Here is a 19,254-nt window from a genome sequence, read left to right on the forward strand (position 1 = left end):
TCCCTTTCGATCGGGTATGGCCCCCAAGCTACTGCCCCACAAGCCCCTTTGCGTCGCGTGCGAGCGCGGTGAGCCGGGAGATCGCCCGGAAGTACTTCTTGCGGTATCCGCCGTTCAGCATCTCTTCGCTGAACAGCCGGTCGAAGGGGAGGCCGGAGGCGAGGACGGGTATCTCGCGGTCGTAGAGGCGGTCCGCGAGGACGACGAGCCGGAGCGCCGTCGACTGGTCCGGGACCGGCTTGACGTCGGTGAGGCAGACCGCGGTGAGGTCGTCGGTGAGCGCGCCGTACCGGCTCGGGTGCACCTTCGCCAGGTGTTCGAGCAGGTGCGGGAAGTCGTCGAGGGAGGCGCCCGGCGTCGCGTACGCGGTCTCCGTCACGACCTGGTCGGAGTAGGGGGCCGGGGCCTCGGGCAGGCCGCGGTGGCGGTAGTCCTCGCCGTCGATCCGCAGCGGCATGAAGTGGGCGGAGAGGCCCTGGATCTCGCGGAGGAAGTCGGCGGCGGCGAAGCGGCCCTCGCCGAGCTTGCCGGGGAGCGTGTTGGAGGTGGCGGCGAGCGCCACGCCCGCCTCGACGAGCTTGCCGAGCAGGCTGGAGACGAGGACGGTGTCGCCCGGGTCGTCCAGCTCGAACTCGTCGATGCAGAGGAGACGGTGCCCGCTGAGGGTCTTCACCGTCTGCTGGAAGCCGAGCGCGCCGACCAGGTTCGTCAGCTCGACGAAGGTGCCGAAAGCTTTCAGCGAGCGGTCGGCGGGGGTCGCGTGCCAGAGGGAGGCCAGCAGGTGGGTCTTGCCGACGCCGTACCCGCCGTCCAGGTAGACCCCGCGCGGCCCGCTCGGGGCGGCCGGCTTCTTCGCGAACCAGCGGCGCTTCCCGGCGCCGGAGGCGTGCGCGCCGCCGAGACCCTCGGCGAAGCCGCTCAGCGCCTTGACGGCGTCCGTCTGGCTGGGCTGGTTCGGGTCAGGGAGGTATGTGTCGAACCGTACGGAGTCGAAGCGTGGCGGCGGCACCATCTCCGCGACGAGACGGTCGGCGGGGACGTGGGGCTCTCGGGAGCAGAGCGAGAGCGGGGCCGCTTCGGGGGAAGCCGCTTCGGTGAGGGCACGGGTGGACACAGTTCCCCACTGTAAGCGCCATGTCAGACTGCGAGGATGCGACGCCTGCTCCCTGTGACGGACATGACAGCCCACGAGACCGAGGCCGGGGGCCGGGACTGGTCCCTCGACGAGCTGGCCGACGCCTACGCGTATCCGGCGGGGGACGGTGTGTGGCTGCGGGCCAACATGGTCTCCTCGCTCGACGGGGCCGGCCAGCACGACGGGCGCTCCCAGCCGCTCTCCTCCGACACCGACATGCGGATCTTCGGCACCCTGCGCGGTCTCGCCGACGTGGTCGTCGTGGGTGCGGAAACGGTACGTCTGGAGGGGTACCGCCCGGCCAGGGCGCGGGAGGCCTTCGCCGCCCGCCGGGCCGCCGCCGGGCAGGGACCCGCACCTGTGATCGCCGTGGTCAGCGCCTCCCTCGCCCTGGACTTCTCGCTGCCGCTCTTCTCCGGGCCGCTGGTGCAGACCCTGATCCTCACGGGGGCCGCGGCCCCCGCCGAGCGGGTACGGGCGGCCCGGGACGCGGGCGCCGAGGTGCTGATCGCGGGCGACGGGGCCGGGGTGGAGCCGGCCCGTGCGGTGGCGGCCCTCGCGGAGCGCGGGCTGCGGCGGCAGCTGACCGAGGGCGGGCCCCGGCTGCTCGGCCAGTTCGTGGCGGCGGGCGTCCTCGACGAGCTCTGTCTGACGGTCTCGCCGACGATGACCGCGGGTGACGCGCAGCGGATCGCCGGAGGCCCTTCGGTGGCCGTCCCGACACGCTTCGCCGTGGCTTCGGTGCTGGAGCAGGACGGCTTCCTCTTCACCCGCTACCGTCGGATCTGACAATCGGCGGAATTTGTCGTTCCGCTTACCGTCCGCTGGGCACACTTACTTCGCAGACCCCGTGCGGGCACGGGGAAGGATGGTTTCCGCAGAAGGGCTCCAGAGGTGTTCACAAGCGTTCTGATGATCGAGAAGCCCCTGACGTCCGTCGACGTGGAGTTCGTCACCACACTGCACGGAGACGAGGGCGTGTCCTTCATCGTCCTCATGCAGCCGCGTGGTGACCAGGCCGATGTGCTGTTGCGTGCCATCGACGACGTCGCCATGGGCGAACTGAAGGAAGCCGCCCACGAGGGCGGGGAACCGGAGGGCAAGGCCGCCCGGGTCCCCGCCGAGCTGGCTCTGGAGCACTCGCTCCAGGGCCTGAGAGACGCCGGCTGCGAGGCGGTCGGCCAGGTCGTCGAGGACCACCCGCTCACCAGGATGAAGGCGGTGGTCGAGGAATCGGAGGCGGACGAGGTGATCGTTCTCACCGCCCCGCACTACGTGGAGGAGTTCTTCCACCGGGACTGGGCCTCCCGCGCCCGCCACAAGGTCGGCGTACCCGTGCTCAAGCTCTTCGCCCACAGCGAGGAGTAGCGAGGAGAGCTCTTCGCCCACAGCGAGGAGCGGCGAGGAGAGCTCTTCGCCCACAGCGAGGAGCGGCCGGGAGCAGTGGGGAACCCCTGGGGGGTGTCCGGCGGCCCGGCCCTCGGGCAGCCCGTGTCCGCGCCCCGTGCAGGGGGCGCGGACACCGCGCACCCGCCGCGCCCGGGGCCGGCCCGCGCGAGCCACTAGGCTGGTGCTTCCAGTACGTCGCACCCCCGGGGAGAGATCCGCATGGCACCCGCCATCCCTGCCGCCATGGAACGGCCGCACTTCATCGGCATCGGCGGTGCCGGAATGTCGGGCATCGCGAAGATCCTCGCCCAGCGCGGCGCCAAGGTCGCCGGCAGCGACGCCAAGGAGTCCCCGACCGCCGAGGCGCTGCGCGCCCTCGGCGCCACCGTGCACATCGGCCACGCCGCCGAGCACCTCGCCGACGACGCCTCCGCCGTCGTCGTCTCCAGCGCCATCCGCGCCGACAACCCCGAGCTGGCCCGCGCCGCCGAGCTCGGCATCCCGGTCGTCCACCGCTCCGACGCGCTCGCCTCCCTCATGGACGACCTGCGCGCGATCGCGGTCGCCGGCACGCACGGCAAGACCACGACCACCTCGATGCTCGCCGTCGCCCTCACCGAGCTGGGCCTCGACCCCTCGTACGCCATCGGCGGCGACCTCGCGGGCCCCGGCACCAACGCCCGGCACGGCGCCGGAGACGTCTTCGTCGCCGAGGCCGACGAGAGCGACCGCAGCTTCCAGAAGTACGACCCCGAGGTCGCGATCGTCCTCAACGTCGAGCTGGACCACCACGCGAACTACGCCTCCATGGACGAGATCTACGAGTCCTTCGAGGCCTTCACCGCCAAGATCCGCCCCGGCGGCACCCTGGTCGTCGGCGAGCACGCGGGCGCCCGCGAACTCGCCCGCCGCGTCGCCGACCGCGACGGTCTGAACATCGTCACGGTCGGTGAGTCCGAGGACTCCGACGCCCGCATCCTGAAGATCGCCCCGAACGGGATGAAGAGCGAGGTGACGGTCGCCCTCGACGGCGTCGAGCACACCTTCACCGTCTCCGTCCCCGGCCGCCACTACGCCCACAACGCCGCCGCGGCCCTCGCCGCCGGCGCCCGCGTCGGCATCGACCCGGCCGAGCTGGCCCAGGCCCTCACCGCCTACACCGGCGTCGGCCGCCGCCTCCAGCTCAAGGGCGAGGCCGCGGGCGTCCAGGTCATCGACTCGTACGCGCACCACCCGACCGAGATGACCGCCGACCTGGAGGCCATGCGCGGCGCCGCCGGAGCCGCGCGCCTGCTCGTCGTCTTCCAGCCCCACCTGTTCTCCCGCACCCAGGAGCTCGGCAAGGAGATGGGCGACGCGCTGGCCCTCGCCGACGCCTCGGTCGTCCTCGACATCTACCCGGCCCGCGAGGACCCGATCCCGGGAATCACCAGCGAGCTGATCATCGCCGCCGCGCAGCGCGCCGGCGCCGACGTCACGGCCGTCCACGACAAGGCGACCGTCCCCGACGTGATCGCGGGAATGGCCAAGCCCGGCGATCTCGTTCTGACCATGGGCGCGGGCGACGTCACGGACCTCGGCCCGCGGATCCTGGACCACCTGTCGAGCTGACCAGCAGCTGAGGAGCGAGCGATGGCGTACGAGGTCGAGAAGCCGGACGAGCAGTGGCGTGCGGAGCTGAGTCCGGCGGAGTACCAGGTGCTGCGCCAGGCGGGCACCGAGCCCGCCTTCCGGGGCGAGTACACCGACACCACGACCAAGGGCGTCTACTCCTGCCGTGCCTGTGGCGCGGAGCTGTTCACGTCGAACGAGAAGTTCTCGTCGCACTGCGGCTGGCCGTCCTTCTTCGACCCGAAGGACAGCTCAGCCGTCGAGCTGATCGAGGACCGCACCCACGGCATGGTCAGGACCGAGGTCCGCTGCTCCCGCTGCGGCTCGCACCTCGGCCATGTCTTCGAGGGGGAGGGCTACCCCACCCCGACGGACCAGCGGTACTGCATCAACTCGATCTCGCTGCGGCTGGAGTCCGAGCCGGAGGTTCAGGCGTAGCGGTACGCGTGCCCCGCGCGGGGGCGTTCCCCGCGCGGGGGCTCAGCTCGGAGAGGGTTCCGGGGTGAGCTCCTCGCGGTCGAGGCGGGAGCCCGACTTGTAGATGGTCACGGTGCCGCCGCTGATGACGTAGCGGTACGGGCTGTTGTTCGCCTCGTACCCGTCGCTCGTCTTCTTCGCCGGCATGGCGATGCCCGCCTCGCGCCGGTCCCTGAACTCGCCGTAGTAGTACAGCTTCCCCGCCTTCGTACGGCAGAGGGTGATCTGGTGGTCCTCCGTGTGGAAGGCCTCGACGAGCGTGGCGCCCTTGCCGCTCGGCAGCGCCGAGGCGATACGCGACGGGCACGTGGCGCCGGTGCTGCTCGGGCTCGACGTCGGTTTCGAGTCGGTCGGGTCGTCCGAGTCGAGGGCCCCGATGAAGACGCTCTGCGCGATCCCCAGCAGCACGAGTCCGCCGACCACGCCGAGGCAGCTGATCATGCAGCCGTTCGACTTCTTCTTCACCGGCGCCCGGTACGGGGGCGGGGTGTAGGTCGGCGGCGTGTACCGGGGCGGGGTGTACGAGGGAGGGGTGTACGAGGACGGGGTCGTCGCCCGGGGCGGCGTCGGGGTGTAGCCGGTGCTGCTCGGCGGCGGGTAGAAGACACCCGTCGGCCGGCTTCCGGTGGTGCCGGTGCGCGGCGGGGTCGCCTTCCTGGGGGTCGCCTTCTTGGTCGGGCTCGTCCTCGGAGGTGTGGCCTTCGGGGTCGTCGTCCGGGGCGTCGTCGTCCTCGGGGGCGTGGCCTTCGGGGTCGCGGGCCGCGGAGACGTCTTCTTCGGCGCGGGGCCGCCGGTCTCCTTCCAGTCCTTGCCGCAGCCGGCGCAGGTGGACCTTCGCGCCGGGTTGGTGGCGCGGCACCTCGTGCACTGCCAGTCGCCGGCGGGCCGGGCGGGCGACGGGCGTTTCGGCGCCGGGCGCGACGGGGCGGCGGGCCGCGGCATCGGAGCCCGCCGGGTCGACCCGCAGATGGCGCAGGCCGTGTCCTTCGGTCCGTTGTTGTTGTCGCAGTCCGCGCACTTCCAGTTGGCCGAGCCCGCCACCCCTGTCGTCCCTCCTAATGGTCGCTGTTCGCCGGGCGTTCCATCACGGCCCGGAAGAGTTCTCTGGACCCCGGTCCGGCGGGGCTGACGATCCAGCCGGGCGCGTCGGGGGTCCGCTCCAGCTCGGCCTCGTCCGAGGCCGCCTCCGGCACGGCGCCGGCGCCGGGACCGGCGTCGATGCCGGTGCGGGTGTCAGTGTCGAGACCGTGGCCGGTGCCCGTGTGGCCGTCCGTGGCCGTCACCGTGACCGGGGCCCGCGCCGTCCCGGACACGGTGACGGTCTCCGCGTCCGCCTTCGCGTCGGCCTCGTCCGGCACCCCGTAGTCCCTCCAGAGCACACCCACGAGGCGCTGGGCCTGATCCACCTTGCCGACGGGCACGTCCGCGCGGATCACGACCGACTCGGACCCCGTGGCGATGCCGGGGAAGCGGAACCGGAAGACGAGCCGGTGGCTCCCGCCCGCCTCCTTCGGATGGCGGAGCGAGGCCGAGAGACAGTTCGTCACCCTGGTCTCGAAGATCCCTCCGCCGATCCAGGTGAACTCCAGAAGACCGTCGGACCCCAGGGAGAGGCGGAAGCCGTCCCACTCCAGACTCACAGGCTGTTCGCGATCGTCTCGATGATCTCGTCCATCTCGAACTCCTCCAGTCCCTCGCCCGCCTTGGAGGCGAAGTGCAGGGTGAGGTCCCACTCCTCGGCGATCGGATCGGACCAGGGAGCCTCCTCGGGGGCGAAGAGCACCAGGCGCTTGGCGGACTGCTCCATGACCGAGGTCTGGCTGCGGGCGTAACCCCACTGCTCGAAGAGGTCGTCCATGCTCCGGGGGATGTTCCGCGGGTAGGTGGCCGCGTCCGCGCCGACCGTACCGAGGGCGTGCGCGGGGGCGTCCGTGAACATCACGATGACGTGGCGCCTGCGGTCGAGCCCGGTCTCCCAGGGGGAGTTGATCGCGAGCGCCAGCGCCTCCAGGCCGGACTCCGGGATGTCACCGCCGCCGCCCGCGTCGATTCCGCTGACGAACTGCTCGAACTCCTTCGCCTGGGCGGGGAGGTGGAGGAAGTCGGTCTCCTCGATGGCGTCCGAGGGGTCGTCGCCGAAGTCGCGGAAGGCGATGACCTTCAGCCGCAGCTGGCTGATGGACTTGCCCTTCTTGGCCATCACGTCGTCGAGGCGCTGGTGGAACTGGAGGGCGCTCGACTTCACCGTGTCGAGGACGGGGTGCATGCTGCCGGTCGCGTCGATGCACAGGGCGATGTCGACGGCGTACTGCAGATTGCCCTGGTACTGCCCGCGGGCATCGTTCATGGGTGGTTCTCCTTGTCAGGGGGTACGGCGGTCGCCGCGGCGACCGCCGAGGTTGATGCGGACGCGGGACGTGCCCGGCGTCGGCGCGGGCTCCGGGGTCGGTGCCGGTGCCGGTTCGCCGGCCGCCGGGGGAGGAGGCGCGGGCGCGGGAACGGTGGGGGTCGTGGGTGCGGCGGGGGCCGCCGGCGGCGGGGTCCCGACGGAGTCCTTGCGGCGCCCGAAGGTGGACCGGATGCGGCTACGGCGCTCGTCGGACGGTGGGGCCGTGGCGGTCGACGGCGTGGCGGAGGGCGCGGCCGTCGTCGGGGCCGTCGTGCCCGGCCGGCGGTGCTGGAGCGTGCACACCCCGGGGTCGGCGAGCGCCGCCAGGAAGGCGGAGACGTCCGGGCGGGCGCTCGGGGCGGCGGAGGTCATCCGGCGCAGCAGGTCGAGCAGTTCGTCGGAGAGGCGCGGGTCGAGCCGGAGCTCCTCCCCGGCGTTCACGGCGTCCGCGGGAGAGCCGAACCTCGCGTCGTACGTGGGCAGTTCGCCCACCACGTACAGATGGGTCATGAGCCCGAGCGCGAAGATGTCGACGGCGCAGGTGAGGTCCTTCGGGCCGGCCGCCCCGTCGCCCTGGAGGTAGCGCCGCCACTCCGGGGCGCCGTACACGGAGTCGCCCGAGATGTCGTCCGGATTCGGGGGGTCCCCGGAGTCGTAGGAGTCGTCGAAGTCGATCAGCTTCGCCGAGTGGAATGCGGCGCCCTCGCGCTTCTGGACCAGGACGTTCAGCGGCTTGAGGTCTCCGTGCACGGTGCCGGTGTCGTGGAGCTGCTTGAGGCTCGACCCGAGCGTCTTGAGCAGCACCATCTTCTGCCGCGGTTCCAGGGACTGCGGCCGGTCCAGGCTGGAGGTGTCGATCCGCTCCGTGACCTTGTAGTAGGTGCTGCCCTCGTGGAAGAAGTCGGTGGCGAGGACGAGGTTGCCGCCGCCGAGCGTGTCCGGGCGCAGCCGCTTCATGATCTTGCGGTGCCGCTGCTCGAACTCCCGGGCGACCTCGCGGCGGATCCGTACGCTCTTCGAGTCGGCGGCGTCGTCGCGCGGGCGCTTCGGTTCGAGGAACTGCTTGATGAAGTACTGTCCCCCGTCCTTCTCCGCGAAGGCCCAGATGCACTTGCCGCCGTTGGCGTTGGTGGGATCGGTGACGACGCGGTACCCCGCGATCGTTTCGCCCTTCTTCATCGGTACTCCTCGGATGCGGGCGGCAGATAGGTCTCGTATCCGGCGCGGTAGGTCTGCCAGCTCTGGTCCTGCCAGACGCGGACGCGGGCGTGCGTCTCGCGCTCGTCCTCCGGTCCGCCGGACCCCTCGCTCCCGGCGCGGGACGCCCGGTCGAGGATTCGCGGACGGCCCCGCAGGTGCCGGTCGCCGAGGTCGGCGAAGCGCTGCTCGTAGAGCGCGCGCAGTTGGGCGAAGTCGTGGTGGCCGAGGGCCAGCAGGGCGAGCGAGGCGTCGTCCCCGGTGTACGCCTGCACCTCGCGGCGCAGCAGATCGGCCCACTCGTACTCGTTGTTGGCCTGGCCCAGGGTGCTGAGGAGCAGGTACTCGAAGTCGGCGGGGGTGTGGACGTAGCCGAAGTACCCGTCCGTGGCCACGACCAGGATGCAGGGCAGCTCGAACGAGGCGATGAACTGCGCGCCGATGGTGAACTCCCGGTCCGCGCAGATCACGTTGGTCATCGGCGGGTCGGTGCGCAGCAGTTCGAGGGCGTCGCTCTCGCGGGTGTGGTCCCGGGTGAGGACGTGCAGTCCGCTCTCGGGGGAGAGGACGTACGCCCGGGAGTCGCCGGCCCACAACGGGCGCAGCTCGACCGCGGAGCCCTCCTCGCGGATGCGGTAGTGCAAGCCCGCGAGGGTCGTGGGCAGCTGGCGGCGCATGGTGCCGCCGATCTTGCTGCGCCGCTGGGGCGCCTTGGCCAGGAACCAGTTCAGGTACCCGTGAAGGGTTCCCGGGCCCACCTCCTCGTTCCCGCGCGCGACCTCGTGGAACCAGCAGTCGGTGGCGAGGCGCGCGACCCGGGCCCCGACCCAGGCCCCGGTGTGCCAGTTGCCTTCGGGATCCTGCCAGGCGGGGGTGGCGCCCGCGCCGCCCGAGCCGTCGAACACGGCGATCATGCCCTGCGCGGTGTCCCAGTGGTGGGCGACGAACGGGTCGGCGTCCTCGCCGAGACCGGGCACCTGCTCGGTCCACACCGAGAGCGCGTGAAGGCCCTGAGTGCTCCTCGCCCAGATCGCCTGCGACGGCGGCCGGCGGGCCGGCGGCTCGGGCTCCTCGTCCGGCAACGGCGGAACGCCGACCGGGCCCTTCGACGCCATCGGACCGGGCCCGATCTCCGGGCCGGTTCCCGGGCCGAGGGTCTCGAAGGGCCCCGCCGGCGGCTCCGTGGGGGCCGGGGGGCCGGCCGGTCCGGCGGGTGGCGACGAGTGATGCCACAGGTCGGGGCTGTGCCCCGGCGTGGCGGTCCAGGCCCTGTGTTCCTGCTCTGCCATCAACGCTCCCTGTCGGGTCCGGGTCGAGGGGTGTCCCGCTTGGTGGTGCCCCGCACCCTGCTCACCCGGGGCGCCGGCCGGTCCGTGGGCGGTGTGGTGGACGGTGCGGCGGGCCGGGTGGCGGACGGCTCGTCGGCCGCGGCGGGAGGCTCCGCGACCGGGCGTCCGGGGCGGCCACGGCCCGGGCCGGAGCGTTCGCCGCCGCCCGCGCCCGGCAGCGGCTCGTCCTCGGGAGGCCCGTAGCGCCCGGCGCCACGCGGCGCCGAGCCGTAGCGCCCGCCGTCCCGGTCGCGTCCGCCATCACGGTCACGGCCATGGTCGCGGTCGCGGTCACGTCCGCCGTCCCGGTCGCGGTCACGTCCGCCGTCCCCGTCACGTCCGAAGTCGCGGTCGTGGTCGGTGTCCCGGTCGCGGTCCCGCTCGGCTCCGCCGTCGCGGTCCGCCGTGCGCGGCGCCCGACGCTCGGATCCGTACCCCTCCGTACGACTGGCGTCGCCATACCCCTCCGAACGGCCCGCGTCGTACCCGCCCGAGCGCCCGGGTCCGTACGCCTCCGAGCGCCCGGGTCCGTACGCCTCCGAGCGCCCGGGTCCGTACGTCTCCGAGCGTCCGGAGCCGTACGCACCGGGTCCCCGTCCGCCCGGGCGGGACCGTCCGGCGTCCCCCGGGGCCTCGTCGCGCAGCACCTCGCCGCGCAGCGGCCTGCGGGGTTCCGCGTCGTGGTCGTAGTGGTCCTCCGGCGCGGGTCCGAGGGCGGGGGCGGGGTCCGTGGCGCGGGCCAGCGAGCCGCGCAGCCGCCCGCGCCGGGCGGCGCCGTCGAAGAGCCCGTCGCCCTCGCGCAGCACCTCCTCCAGGACGGTGCGCTCCAGCTCGGCCTGCTCGAAGGGCTCCCGGTCCGAGTCGCCGCGGTCCAGGACCATGCGCATGATCTCGCGCCGGACCTCGCGCTTCTCGGCCTCGTTCTTCTCGATCCAGGTGAGCGCGGCCCGGGGGCCCTCCTTCTCCATGATCTCGGCGATCAGGCCGTCGAGGCCCTCCTCGCGGATCATGTCCAGGTGGCGCCCGCGCCGCATCCCGGAGAGCCTCGTCTCCCGTACGACGTCACGGAACTCGCGTCCGCTGGCGGCGATCTCGTCCTCGTCGACGAGCAGTTCGACCTGTACGTTCCGCAGGCGGATCGCGTCGTCGCCCGTGAAGCCGGCCACCGCCGAGTTCAACGCCCGCTCGGCGTCGTGGAACTCGGCGATGTCGTGCTCCCGGGACACCTCGCGGAGCGTCTTGCGCAGGTAGCCGAAGAGGGCCCCGCTCATGTCCCGGATGCCGCGCGACACGACCTGGGCCGGGTCGGCGACCCGGCACACCAGGTCGACCCGGCTGCGGAAGGAGAAGGTGTGGTCGCGGCTGAGCAGCGGGATGTCGAGGACGAGCCGGTGCTCGGTCATGTCGACGGTGAACATCCGGTGGTACGCGCCGAAGCGCGAGGACGGGATCTCCTCCCCGTTCCGGATCGTCAGGGACGGGCCGCTGTCCCTGACCAGGACGAGCGCGCGGCCCGGCTCCGGCGGCCGAACCGGCTTCGTCAGCCGCCACTTGGGCAGCTCCTCACTGGACAGCACCGGGTCGTAGGTCTGCTGTTCCACGGGCTCCTCCTCCCTTCCTCAGGCGTGTTCAGGTCGTGCGGGCCGGGTCGTACAGGTCAGGTCGTACGGGCCGGGTCGCGGTCGTACAGGTCAGGTCGTAAACGTCAGGTCGTACAGGTCAGGTCGTACGGGTCAGGCCCCGGTGCAGCAGGGCCGCGTTCCGCGAGGGCCGCTCGCGGTCGCGCGCCCATTTCTCGAGCCACCACACCAGCCGCTCGTGGTGCGAGCCCGGCCTGCGGGCGATGTCCCACAGCAGGCCGCCCAGGGCGTCGAGGGTGGCGGGACCGCCCCGGTCGGCGTACACGTCGATCCAGTCGCGCAGTGCGAGGAGGGCGGTTTCCTGCATCGGGCGGCGCGCGAGGGACCGCGCCCACAGCTCCCCGATCGCCCGTCGGTGCGAGGGGAGTCCGCTCAGCAGCACGGGCACCCCGGGGACGCCGTCCACGAGGCCGTCGGCCACCGCCTCGTACGGACGGGTCGTCGCGAAGAGGAACGCGGAGAGCGACTTCACGACCATGGGGGAGAGGTCCTGCGGCTCGGACCACTCCAGATAGGCGTCGAGGAGCGGCCCGGCCTGCCCCTGGTGAAGGAGGTGGACACCTCCCCAGGCCACGGACGGCAGGGTGCCCCAGTCGTCGTCCCGGTCGAGGGCGTCGTGCAGGACGGCCACGGCCCGCTCGGGCGCCGCACGGCCGAGGAGCCCGCCCGCCGTGTTGGCGGCGGTCCCGGCGAGCCGGCGCTGCCGCGCGGAGCTTCCGCCGCGCGCCCAGCGGTGCAGCAGCTCCCACACGGCCTCCGCCGAGTCGGATCGGCTGCCGGCCACGCCGAGCGCCGTCGCGGCGGCCTGGCGCAGCGGCCAGGACGATTCGGCGGCCCAGGTGGTGAGGAAGCGGTGCACCGCGTAGTGGTGGTCGGCCCAGGCGAGCACCCCGGCGGCGACGGCGGCCCGGGCACGGACCTCCAGGTCGCTGTGGTCGAGGAGCCGGCGCAGCCAGGAGAGCATCGGCTCGCGCCAGCCGTCGAGGCCGGTCCAGGCGTAGATGAGGACGACCTGCCCGACCATCGCGTTGCGGAAGCACACCCGGGTCGGCCCGAGGCCGTCGTTGTCGAGGCGGATCCACTGCTGCTCGTCGCCGAGCCGGTCCCTGAACCGGACGTCGGGCGGGGAGGGTTCGGGCGTCGCGAGGGCGGCCCGGAGCTTCACGGCGGCCTCGGCGACGGTGAGGTAGCCGCTGTCCTCCAGGACGGCCGCGGCGAGCGCGAACGCCACCGCCTCCGGGTTCCTGTGCCGGTCGAACCAGGTCCGCACCTGGTCGCTGGGGTCGCGCAGCGCGGCGGCGGCGACGGCCACGTCCCGCCCGGCGGCGATGTCGGCGGCCAGGCGGACGGCGTGCCGGGCGGCGGGCATCTCCCGCAGGGTGTCGACGACCCCGCCGGAGTCGAGCTCGGCACGGAGCCGGGCGCGGGCCTCCCGGGTACCGCCGTGCCCGAGGACGCGCCGTTCGAGGACGGCGATCGGGTCGACGGGCGTGAGGGCGTGCGCGGGGACCGATTCGCCGCCGTCGCCCCGCACGGCGACGGCGAGGTCCTGGCCGCCGGTGAGTACGAGGTGACAGCCCTGGGCGCGGAGGGCGGCCACGACGGCGTGCAGGCGCCGGGGGAGCGCCGTGAAGTCGCGCGCCCCGGCGGGCCCGTCCTCGACGAGGGCGAGGTAGCCGCTGTTCTTGACGGGCGGTTCCCAGTCGGGCGCGAGGACGGCGGCCGGGTCGAGGAGCCGGTGGCAGACGCCGCCGCCGTCCGCGCCGCTCAGGACGAGCGCCTCGGCGAGCAGATTGACGGCGGCGGCCTCACGGCCGCTGCCGGAGGGCCCGGTGAGGACGAGGAGCCGCCGCTCGCAGAGGGCGGTGAGGGCGGAGTCGTACCCCTCCGGCTGTACGAACAGGTCGGTGTGGTCGCTCAGTTCGGCGGCCGTGAGCGGCGGTACGGAGCCTCCGCCGTGGTGGGACGTACGACCCGTGCCGCCGCCGCTGTGGAATCCGCCGCCGAAGCTGACGGAGTCGTTGAAGAGGGCCAGCGTGCCGATCCGGGTGCCGGAGGCGTCGGCGTTGAGGCGCTGGGCGATGAGGTCGGCGATGGCGCCCGCCTTCAGCGCCTCGGACCGCTCGGCGTCGTCGGTCGCCGTGCCCTCCTTGAGGGAGCGCAGCGCGTCGGACTTGTTGACGGGTCCGTCCTGCTCCACTCCGGCGGGCCGCCGCTCACTCTCCGGTAAGCCCTTCGGGGCGTCGGCGGAGGCGGGCGGGGTGGCTGCCGGATCGGAGCGGTCGCTCGTACCGCCTGGTGGCGGCTCGGCGGTGGATTCCTCGCTCATGGCACACGGTCTTCCGGGGTGGGGCGGCGGAGGGCAGCACTGTGGCGGCCCCTCTCTGCGCAGGGGCGGAACCGATCAGGAACGGACCCGGCAGGCAGGGGGTCCGAACGGGGCGGGACGTCGCTACGAGACGTTCCAGTCGCCCTTGATCTCGACCTTCTCGTTGAAGATCTGGGCGTTCTTGATCAGGGCCGCGCTGACCTGCGGACCACCGCGACCGCTCGCCGCGACGGCCTCGTCGACCAGCTTCCGGATGTCGCTCTCGAAGTCGCGGTCCCGCAGCATGTGCGCCGCGAGCATCCGCTCCAGGTCCTGCTGTCCGGTCTCGTCGTCCGGCGTGTCGGTCACGCGCTCCAGTGCGGTCTGGGCGTCGGAGTCCCCGCGGAACCGCTCCCTGATCCGGGCCACGAGCCGGGCCCCGCCGGTCCAGCCGCTGCGCCCCGCCTCCTGCCCGGTGGCTTCCAGAGCGCCCTTGACCACGAGCGCGACGCCCGCCGCCGCGATGGCCGTCAGTGGGTCCATGTGCTCCCCCGATTGTTCTTCGCACACAAGTGAAGCCATTCAAGTGGCCGTGGTGCGAGATGCCAGGGGTTCGGCGAACAATGACCGAAAACCGTCAGCCCTGCGGGGCGAGATGTGGCCGATTCCGTACGGTGACGGAGCGCCCGCGCCGGGCTGCTGCGACAGGTGGGACGGACGGGGTCAGTGGACGGAGAAGCCGCCGTCCACGAAGACGGACTGCCCGGTGACGTACGCGGACGCGCCGCTCGCCAGGAAGACCGCCGCCCCCGCGAAGTCCTCGGCGAGACCGTTGCGGCCGACCATCGTGCGGGCGGCCAGCGCGGCCACCTTCTCGGGATCCGAGGAGAGCCGCTGGTTGAGCGGCGTCATGACGAAGCCGGGGACCAGCGTGTTGCACGTGACCCCGTACGGGGACCAGGCCTCGGCCTGCGAACGGGCCAGCGACTCCAGGGCGCCCTTGGACACCCCGTACGCGCCGCTCTGCACGAACGCGCGGTGCGCCTGCTGCGAGGTGACGTGGATGATCCGCCCGAAACCGCGCTCGGCCATGCCGGGCCCGAAACGCCGGCCGAGGAGGAACGGCGCCTCCAGGTTGATCGCCATGGTGGTGTCCCACACCTCGTCGCCCAGCTCGCCCATCGGGGGACGGAGGTTGATCCCGGCCGAGTTGACCAGGATGTCCGGCTCGCCGAAGACGGCGGCGGCCTCCTCGGCCCCGGCCCGCACGCCCTCGCGGGTGCTCAGGTCGGCGCTCACCCAGGCGGCCCGGCAGCCGTCGGCCGTCAGCTCGTCCACGGTCGCGACGAGCTCGCCCTCCTTCCGCGCCAGGACGACGACGCTCGCCCCGGCCCGGGCGAGGGCGGTGGCGATGGCCCGGCCGATGCCGGAGCTGCCGCCGGTGACGAGGGCGGTGCGGCCTTCGAGGGAGAAGAGGTCGGAGAGGTAGCCGCCGGGGGTCGTGCTCATCGTGTCGCTCCTCGTGTCGTACGGTGCCGGCACGTCCGCGTGCGGTGGACGGCCGGTCCCCGCATCGTGGCACAGGGCATTCGCGGGCAGCGGACCCACCCGATTCGTACAAGGCGGAACGGTGGAATCTGCTCGGGTGGCGGCACGGCCCAGGTGTATTGATCCGCAGGGCTGTTGACGCGGCTGCTCCACCTGCCTGGGGGTGTCTCAGGTGGGCCGGGAGGTCGGCCCGGGAGTCGGCCGGGGGGTCGGGCGGGAGGTCGGCCCGGGGATCGGCCGGGAGGTCGGCCGGGGGAGGACCCTCTTGGCGCCGAGCCGGACGGCGTAGCGCTCTCGTGCCGCGAAGTCCGCCGACCCCCACACCGTCGGGTGCCCGACCTCCGCGCACAGGTGGAGGATCGCGTCGTCCCCGACGTGGACGCCGACATGGGCCCCGTACGCGCTGGCCGTGGAGCTGAACAGGACCAGGTCGAGGGGGTGCGCGACCGGCACGTGGACCGTGGCCTCGGTGTCGCTCCAGAGCTCGGAGGAGCGCAGGTCCGGAGGCGTCAGGCCGAAGTGCCGCAGCACCTCGTACGCGAACAACTGGCAGTTGGCGCCGGCCGCGAGGCCCGGCCGGGCGGCCACGGACGCGGCGCCCGGGAAACGCGAACCCTCGTACCGGACGGTCCAGAACTCTGCCGGGAGACCGGTGATCGTCGACCCCATCCCCTCATCCTTCCTGCGGGCGCGGGTTCACCAGTACATCGGCTCCACCCATTCATCCAGCTCGTCCTCGGGGCGGAACGCGCCGTAGGTCCTGGTGACGTGCAGCCGGACCACCACCAGGTTGTGCACGGGGACGGGTGGGAACGTGAGCGCCGTCTCCCACTCCTCAAGCTCTCTCTCCGCCCAACGGAAGTATTCAGTGGTGGCCCGGATCTCCTGTTCGGTCTCGTCGCCCGGCTGTGAGGGAGCGGAGATGCCGATCCTGCCTTCCGCGGCCAGCCAGTAGTAGTAGTCCGCCTTGTCCTGGACTATCCGTGCCCAGGTGTTGCCCCGGAACTTCCGCACGAGGGCGCTGTCCTGCGTGCCCACGAACCGCGCGATGCGAGTTGCGGGTTCCCAGCTGTACGTGTCCGTCATGCCGGTCAGCCGCTCGCCCTGGAACCGCCCCATCTGCTCCGCGGTGGCGTACACCCGGAGAAGGCCGCGATCGGTTTTGAAGGGGCCCCGCATGGAGGAGCTGAAACTATCAAATGCTTGCTCATCGGACATCGCAGCCATATTCGCCCCGCTGTGATCGGCGTCGTTACCGTCAAAGTGACGATAACGCGGTATGGTCAACGCATGACGGATTCACGAGACGAGAAAAGCGCCGCCTCGACTGCTGCCGACAAGCAGACCGATGTGGAACTGGCGCTTGCCGCCGCCGAGTTGGTGACCGAGTGGGTATCAGGGAGTAAGCCCCTGTCGGAGGCACAGGGGTGGGTTCTGGTCGGCCTTCAGTACGCGGGCTCCGGGCACATGGAGATGCATGTGTGGGACCGCGTGAGGGACTGGGAGCGCCGGCTTGCCGAAGTCCTGGCCGCCGACGACGGGAGCGAGGACAGCCGCCGACGCGGCGAAGCTGCGAAGCGGGCGGCCGTCTCCGAGATGCGCGACATGTTTCTTCGCGGAATCCCGGCGGGGGAGCGGTCGAATCAGATCTGGCGCAAGGGTCTGGGCCCCGACCCGCGCGACGAGTTGCGCCAGTTCATCGAATCCCAGGCGGGAAAGACGGCCTAGGCCGGTCTCCAGCCGTGATCAAGATGCCCGCCTGCGCGGGGCGGTGAGCCGGCTTCGCAGCCTCCACCCCGCCACGTGATCACGACCGGAGCATGCCCTGAAGCTCCGGCAGTAGGTGCGCACCCGAGCCGCACGCCGCGACACCGCCCGCAGCCGCGCCTAGCCTGGTGTCATGGCAACGGTGCAGGTTGGCGGGGTCGAGGTCGCCTACGCGCGCGTGGGTCACGGCCCGCCCCTGGTTCTCGTGCACGGAGCAGGCCTGGACGGCCGCATGTGGCAGCCACAACTCGCGGACCTGGAAGATGAGTTCACCGTGGTGGCCTGGGACGAGCCGGGCGCGGGGCGTTCCTCCGATCTGCCGGCCGGCTTCGGCCTGGTGGACTTCGCGCACTGCCTCGCCGCCGTGATCGAGGCGCTGCGGCTCGGCCCGGCCCACGTTGCCGGGATCTCCTGGGGCGGGACGGTCGCGCTGGAGCTGTATCGCCACCGCCCGGAGCTGGTCAGGACGCTGATCATGGTCGACACCTACGCCGGGTGGAAGGGCTCGCTGCCGCCGGAGGAGGTGGCGGCCCGGGTCGAGGGGGCCAAGCGGATGCTCGCGGTGCCCCGGGAGCGGTTCGATCCGACGCTGCCGGGGCTGTTCGCCGGTGACCCTCCCGCCGCGTTCGTGCCGTTGCTCGACACGATGGCCGACGACGTGCGGCCGGAGACCCTGGGGGCGGAGCTGTTCATGATGGCCGAGGCCGACGAGCGCGACCTGCTGCCCGCGATCACGGTGCCGACCCTGCTCCTCTGGGGCGAGCTCGATGTGCGGTCACCCTTGAGTGTCGCCCATGCGTTCGAGGACGCGATTCCGAACACCGAGCTTGTGGTGCTCCCCGGCGTGGGGCACGTCAGCAACCTCGAGGCACCGGAGCGGTTCAACCACACCGTCCGCGAGTTCTGCCGTGCCCACGCGTGATCGGGTCGAGGACCCTCGGTACGGCAACACGCCCGGGAGCTACCTCGTCGGGCTCCACCTGCGCGGGGTCGCCTGTGCGGCCTGGGCGAAGTGGGGATGGGGCGCAAGGAGTTCCAGCGGCGCGGGAGGGGCTGGTGCGCGGCGGCGGGCCATGGCCGATTTCAGGAGCTCGCGCAGCGCTCCCCGTACCGCGTCGTGGCAGGTGAACGTGGTCGCCCGCAGAGTCAGGGCAAGCGTACGACCTCGCCGGTGGCGGCACTGTCGCGCGCGGCGTCCAGTACTGTCGCGGTGGTCACGGCATCCCAGGGATCTACAGGCAGCGGACGGGTGCCACGGACCGCGGCGGCGAAGGCCGGGTAGAAGAGGTCCCACTCGCCGCGGGCGGACGGTGCCGACTCGGCGTGGTCGCCGCGCAGCACCTGGCCCCAACGCCGCTCGGGCTCGACGCCCCAGCGCTCACCCTCCGACGCCGGGGAGGCACCCGCGATCAGCAGGGCTTCCTGGCCGTCCACGCCGTCGGCCACGTACGTCCCGGTGGTCCCGGTGGCGCGGAAGCGCGGGCCGGGTGCGCCCTGCCGCCAGCTGCCGGACAGGTGCGACCGGACGCCGCTCCGGTGGGTCAGCGCGACGAAGACGTCCTCATCGAGCTCCTCGCCGCCGACGCGGCTCCGCATCTCCGCGTACACCCGCTCGACTGGTCCGCACAGGACGAGTGCCTGGTCGACAAGGTGGCTGCCGAAGTCGAGCAGGGTGCCACCGCCCGCGGCCGGCGGGCCGGGCTCGGGCTGGAACCGCTCGAAACGCGACTCGAAGCGGGTCAGAGTGCCGAGCGCGCCGTCGGCCACAAGCCGACGCAGAGTCAGGAAGTCGGAGTCCCAGCGCCGATTCTGATAGACCGTCAGTGGAACCTTCAACCGCTCCGCCAGTTCCGTCGTCTCCCGGGCCGAAGCGGCGTCGAGCGCGAACGGCTTGTCGCAGACCACTGCCAAGCCCAGCCTCAGCGCCTCCTGGGCCAGCGGGATGTGCGTGGCCGCCGGGGTGGAGATCGCGACCGCCTCGGCTCCGGCCCGGGCCAGTTCCTCCAAGGAGTCGTACGTCGGCCGGTTGAGCTCGTCGGCGATCTGCTTGCGGCGCTCGGGAGAGGTGGTGACCACCCCGAGGAACTCGCAGTCCGGGGTCGAGGCGAGCAGCGGCGCGTGGAAGTACCTGCCGCCGAAGCCGTAGCCGGCCAGTCCGATCCGTATGGGTGTGCCCGTCATGCGTGGTCCCTGTCGTCAATCTCGTGAAGCCGGCCGCAGTAAAGCCGCGGTGGACATTGGAGCCTGAGCCCAACCGAGAGTCAACATATTTGCACAGGACCCAGCATTACTAAACAGCTCGCAACGACTGATTCCTACCTGGCGGCTGCTGCTGAAAGACCTCGGCGGCCATCCGGTCGCCGAGGTCGGCCAGGTGGGCCCGCTGATCGGCGAGATGGCAGTGGAGGGGCCGACCCAGTGGGTGTACATGTCGCTGACCAGCGCAATCAGGCGACGTGCGTGGG

General features: G+C 72.3%; 19 protein-coding genes. 6 read left to right on the forward strand and 13 right to left on the reverse strand.

Going from position 1 to position 19,254, the window contains the following annotated elements:
- Positions 1 to 28 precede the first annotated feature (28 nt).
- Entirely contained in the window at positions 29 to 1,114 is a 1,086-nt protein-coding gene (gene zapE / locus OG361_RS30605; protein ID WP_405858632.1) for a cell division protein ZapE, read from the reverse strand.
- Between the two features lie 36 nt (positions 1,115 to 1,150).
- Here zapE and OG361_RS30610 point away from each other — a divergent pair, with 36 nt between their 5' ends.
- The 4 genes from OG361_RS30610 (at position 1,151) to msrB (ending at position 4,573) form a co-directional block, all read left to right on the forward strand.
- Positions 1,151 to 1,924 carry a pyrimidine reductase family protein gene (locus tag OG361_RS30610; protein WP_405858634.1) on the forward strand — a complete coding sequence of 258 codons (774 nt, stop codon included), beginning with the start codon at positions 1,151 to 1,153 and terminating at the stop codon, positions 1,922 to 1,924.
- Positions 1,925 to 2,029: 105 nt separating this feature from the next.
- On the forward strand, positions 2,030 to 2,503 hold the full coding sequence (locus tag OG361_RS30615) for an indole-3-glycerol phosphate synthase (RefSeq protein WP_384570542.1): 474 nt from the start codon (positions 2,030 to 2,032) through the stop codon (positions 2,501 to 2,503).
- 240 nt (positions 2,504 to 2,743) lie between these two features.
- The gene (gene murC / locus OG361_RS30620; protein ID WP_405858637.1) at positions 2,744 to 4,135 is read left to right on the forward strand and encodes a UDP-N-acetylmuramate--L-alanine ligase; all 1,392 of its coding nucleotides are present in this window, start codon (positions 2,744 to 2,746) and stop codon (positions 4,133 to 4,135) included.
- A gap of 21 nt (positions 4,136 to 4,156) precedes the next feature.
- Positions 4,157 to 4,573 (forward strand): peptide-methionine (R)-S-oxide reductase MsrB, encoded by a 417-nt coding sequence (msrB, locus tag OG361_RS30625; RefSeq protein ID WP_405858639.1) that lies wholly within the window; start codon positions 4,157 to 4,159, stop codon positions 4,571 to 4,573.
- Between the two features lie 42 nt (positions 4,574 to 4,615).
- Here the strand turns inward: msrB and OG361_RS30630 are convergent, their stop codons facing one another.
- The 11 genes from OG361_RS30630 to OG361_RS30680 all read right to left on the reverse strand — a co-directional run bounded on the left by OG361_RS30630 (position 4,616) and on the right by OG361_RS30680 (position 16,162).
- On the reverse strand, positions 4,616 to 5,653 hold the full coding sequence (locus OG361_RS30630) for a zinc finger protein (RefSeq protein WP_405858640.1): 1,038 nt from the start codon (positions 5,651 to 5,653) through the stop codon (positions 4,616 to 4,618).
- A 14-nt stretch (positions 5,654 to 5,667) separates the two neighbouring features.
- Positions 5,668 to 6,252 carry a hypothetical protein gene (locus OG361_RS30635; protein ID WP_405858642.1) on the reverse strand — a complete coding sequence of 195 codons (585 nt, stop codon included), beginning with the start codon at positions 6,250 to 6,252 and terminating at the stop codon, positions 5,668 to 5,670.
- Positions 6,249 to 6,959 carry a vWA domain-containing protein gene (locus OG361_RS30640; protein ID WP_384570528.1) on the reverse strand — a complete coding sequence of 237 codons (711 nt, stop codon included), beginning with the start codon at positions 6,957 to 6,959 and terminating at the stop codon, positions 6,249 to 6,251. The genes OG361_RS30635 and OG361_RS30640 overlap by 4 nt, the downstream gene beginning before the upstream one ends.
- 15 nt (positions 6,960 to 6,974) lie before the next feature.
- Positions 6,975 to 8,180 carry a protein kinase domain-containing protein gene (locus OG361_RS30645; protein WP_405858644.1) on the reverse strand — a complete coding sequence of 402 codons (1,206 nt, stop codon included), beginning with the start codon at positions 8,178 to 8,180 and terminating at the stop codon, positions 6,975 to 6,977.
- The gene (locus tag OG361_RS30650) at positions 8,177 to 9,487 is read right to left on the reverse strand and encodes a serine/threonine protein phosphatase (protein ID WP_405858645.1); all 1,311 of its coding nucleotides are present in this window, start codon (positions 9,485 to 9,487) and stop codon (positions 8,177 to 8,179) included. Before OG361_RS30650 ends, OG361_RS30645 begins: the two co-directional genes overlap by 4 nt.
- Entirely contained in the window at positions 9,487 to 11,127 is a 1,641-nt protein-coding gene (locus OG361_RS30655; protein ID WP_405858647.1) for a hypothetical protein, read from the reverse strand. The genes OG361_RS30650 and OG361_RS30655 overlap by 1 nt, the downstream gene beginning before the upstream one ends.
- Positions 11,128 to 11,245: 118 nt before the next feature.
- Positions 11,246 to 13,495, reverse strand: coding sequence for a hypothetical protein (locus OG361_RS30660; protein ID WP_405858649.1), 2,250 nt, complete (start codon positions 13,493 to 13,495; stop codon positions 11,246 to 11,248).
- A 123-nt stretch (positions 13,496 to 13,618) separates the two neighbouring features.
- Entirely contained in the window at positions 13,619 to 14,017 is a 399-nt protein-coding gene (locus OG361_RS30665; RefSeq protein WP_384570513.1) for a hypothetical protein, read from the reverse strand.
- A gap of 180 nt (positions 14,018 to 14,197) precedes the next feature.
- Positions 14,198 to 14,983, reverse strand: coding sequence for an SDR family NAD(P)-dependent oxidoreductase (locus OG361_RS30670; RefSeq protein WP_405858652.1), 786 nt, complete (start codon positions 14,981 to 14,983; stop codon positions 14,198 to 14,200).
- A 207-nt stretch (positions 14,984 to 15,190) separates the two neighbouring features.
- Positions 15,191 to 15,691, reverse strand: a complete 501-nt coding sequence (locus tag OG361_RS30675) for a hydrolase (RefSeq protein WP_405858654.1) — start codon at positions 15,689 to 15,691, stop codon at positions 15,191 to 15,193.
- A gap of 27 nt (positions 15,692 to 15,718) precedes the next feature.
- Positions 15,719 to 16,162 (reverse strand): hypothetical protein, encoded by a 444-nt coding sequence (locus OG361_RS30680; RefSeq protein ID WP_405858656.1) that lies wholly within the window; start codon positions 16,160 to 16,162, stop codon positions 15,719 to 15,721.
- Positions 16,163 to 16,225: 63 nt separating this feature from the next.
- Here OG361_RS30680 and OG361_RS30685 point away from each other — a divergent pair, with 63 nt between their 5' ends.
- Together OG361_RS30685 and OG361_RS30690 are read left to right on the forward strand one after the other, a co-directional pair.
- Positions 16,226 to 16,750: a hypothetical protein gene (locus OG361_RS30685; RefSeq protein WP_405858658.1), complete on the forward strand. Its 525-nt coding sequence runs from the start codon at positions 16,226 to 16,228 to the stop codon at positions 16,748 to 16,750.
- Between the two features lie 172 nt (positions 16,751 to 16,922).
- Positions 16,923 to 17,711 (forward strand): alpha/beta fold hydrolase, encoded by a 789-nt coding sequence (locus OG361_RS30690; RefSeq protein WP_405858660.1) that lies wholly within the window; start codon positions 16,923 to 16,925, stop codon positions 17,709 to 17,711.
- A gap of 224 nt (positions 17,712 to 17,935) precedes the next feature.
- On the opposite strand, the gene OG361_RS30695 is transcribed toward OG361_RS30690, so the two are convergent.
- On the reverse strand, positions 17,936 to 18,970 hold the full coding sequence (locus tag OG361_RS30695; RefSeq protein WP_405858662.1) for a Gfo/Idh/MocA family protein: 1,035 nt from the start codon (positions 18,968 to 18,970) through the stop codon (positions 17,936 to 17,938).
- Positions 18,971 to 19,254 lie beyond the last annotated feature (284 nt).

This window comes from Streptomyces sp. NBC_00090, from assembly GCF_045160815.1.
In the GTDB taxonomy this organism is placed as follows: domain Bacteria; phylum Actinomycetota; class Actinomycetes; order Streptomycetales; family Streptomycetaceae; genus Streptomyces.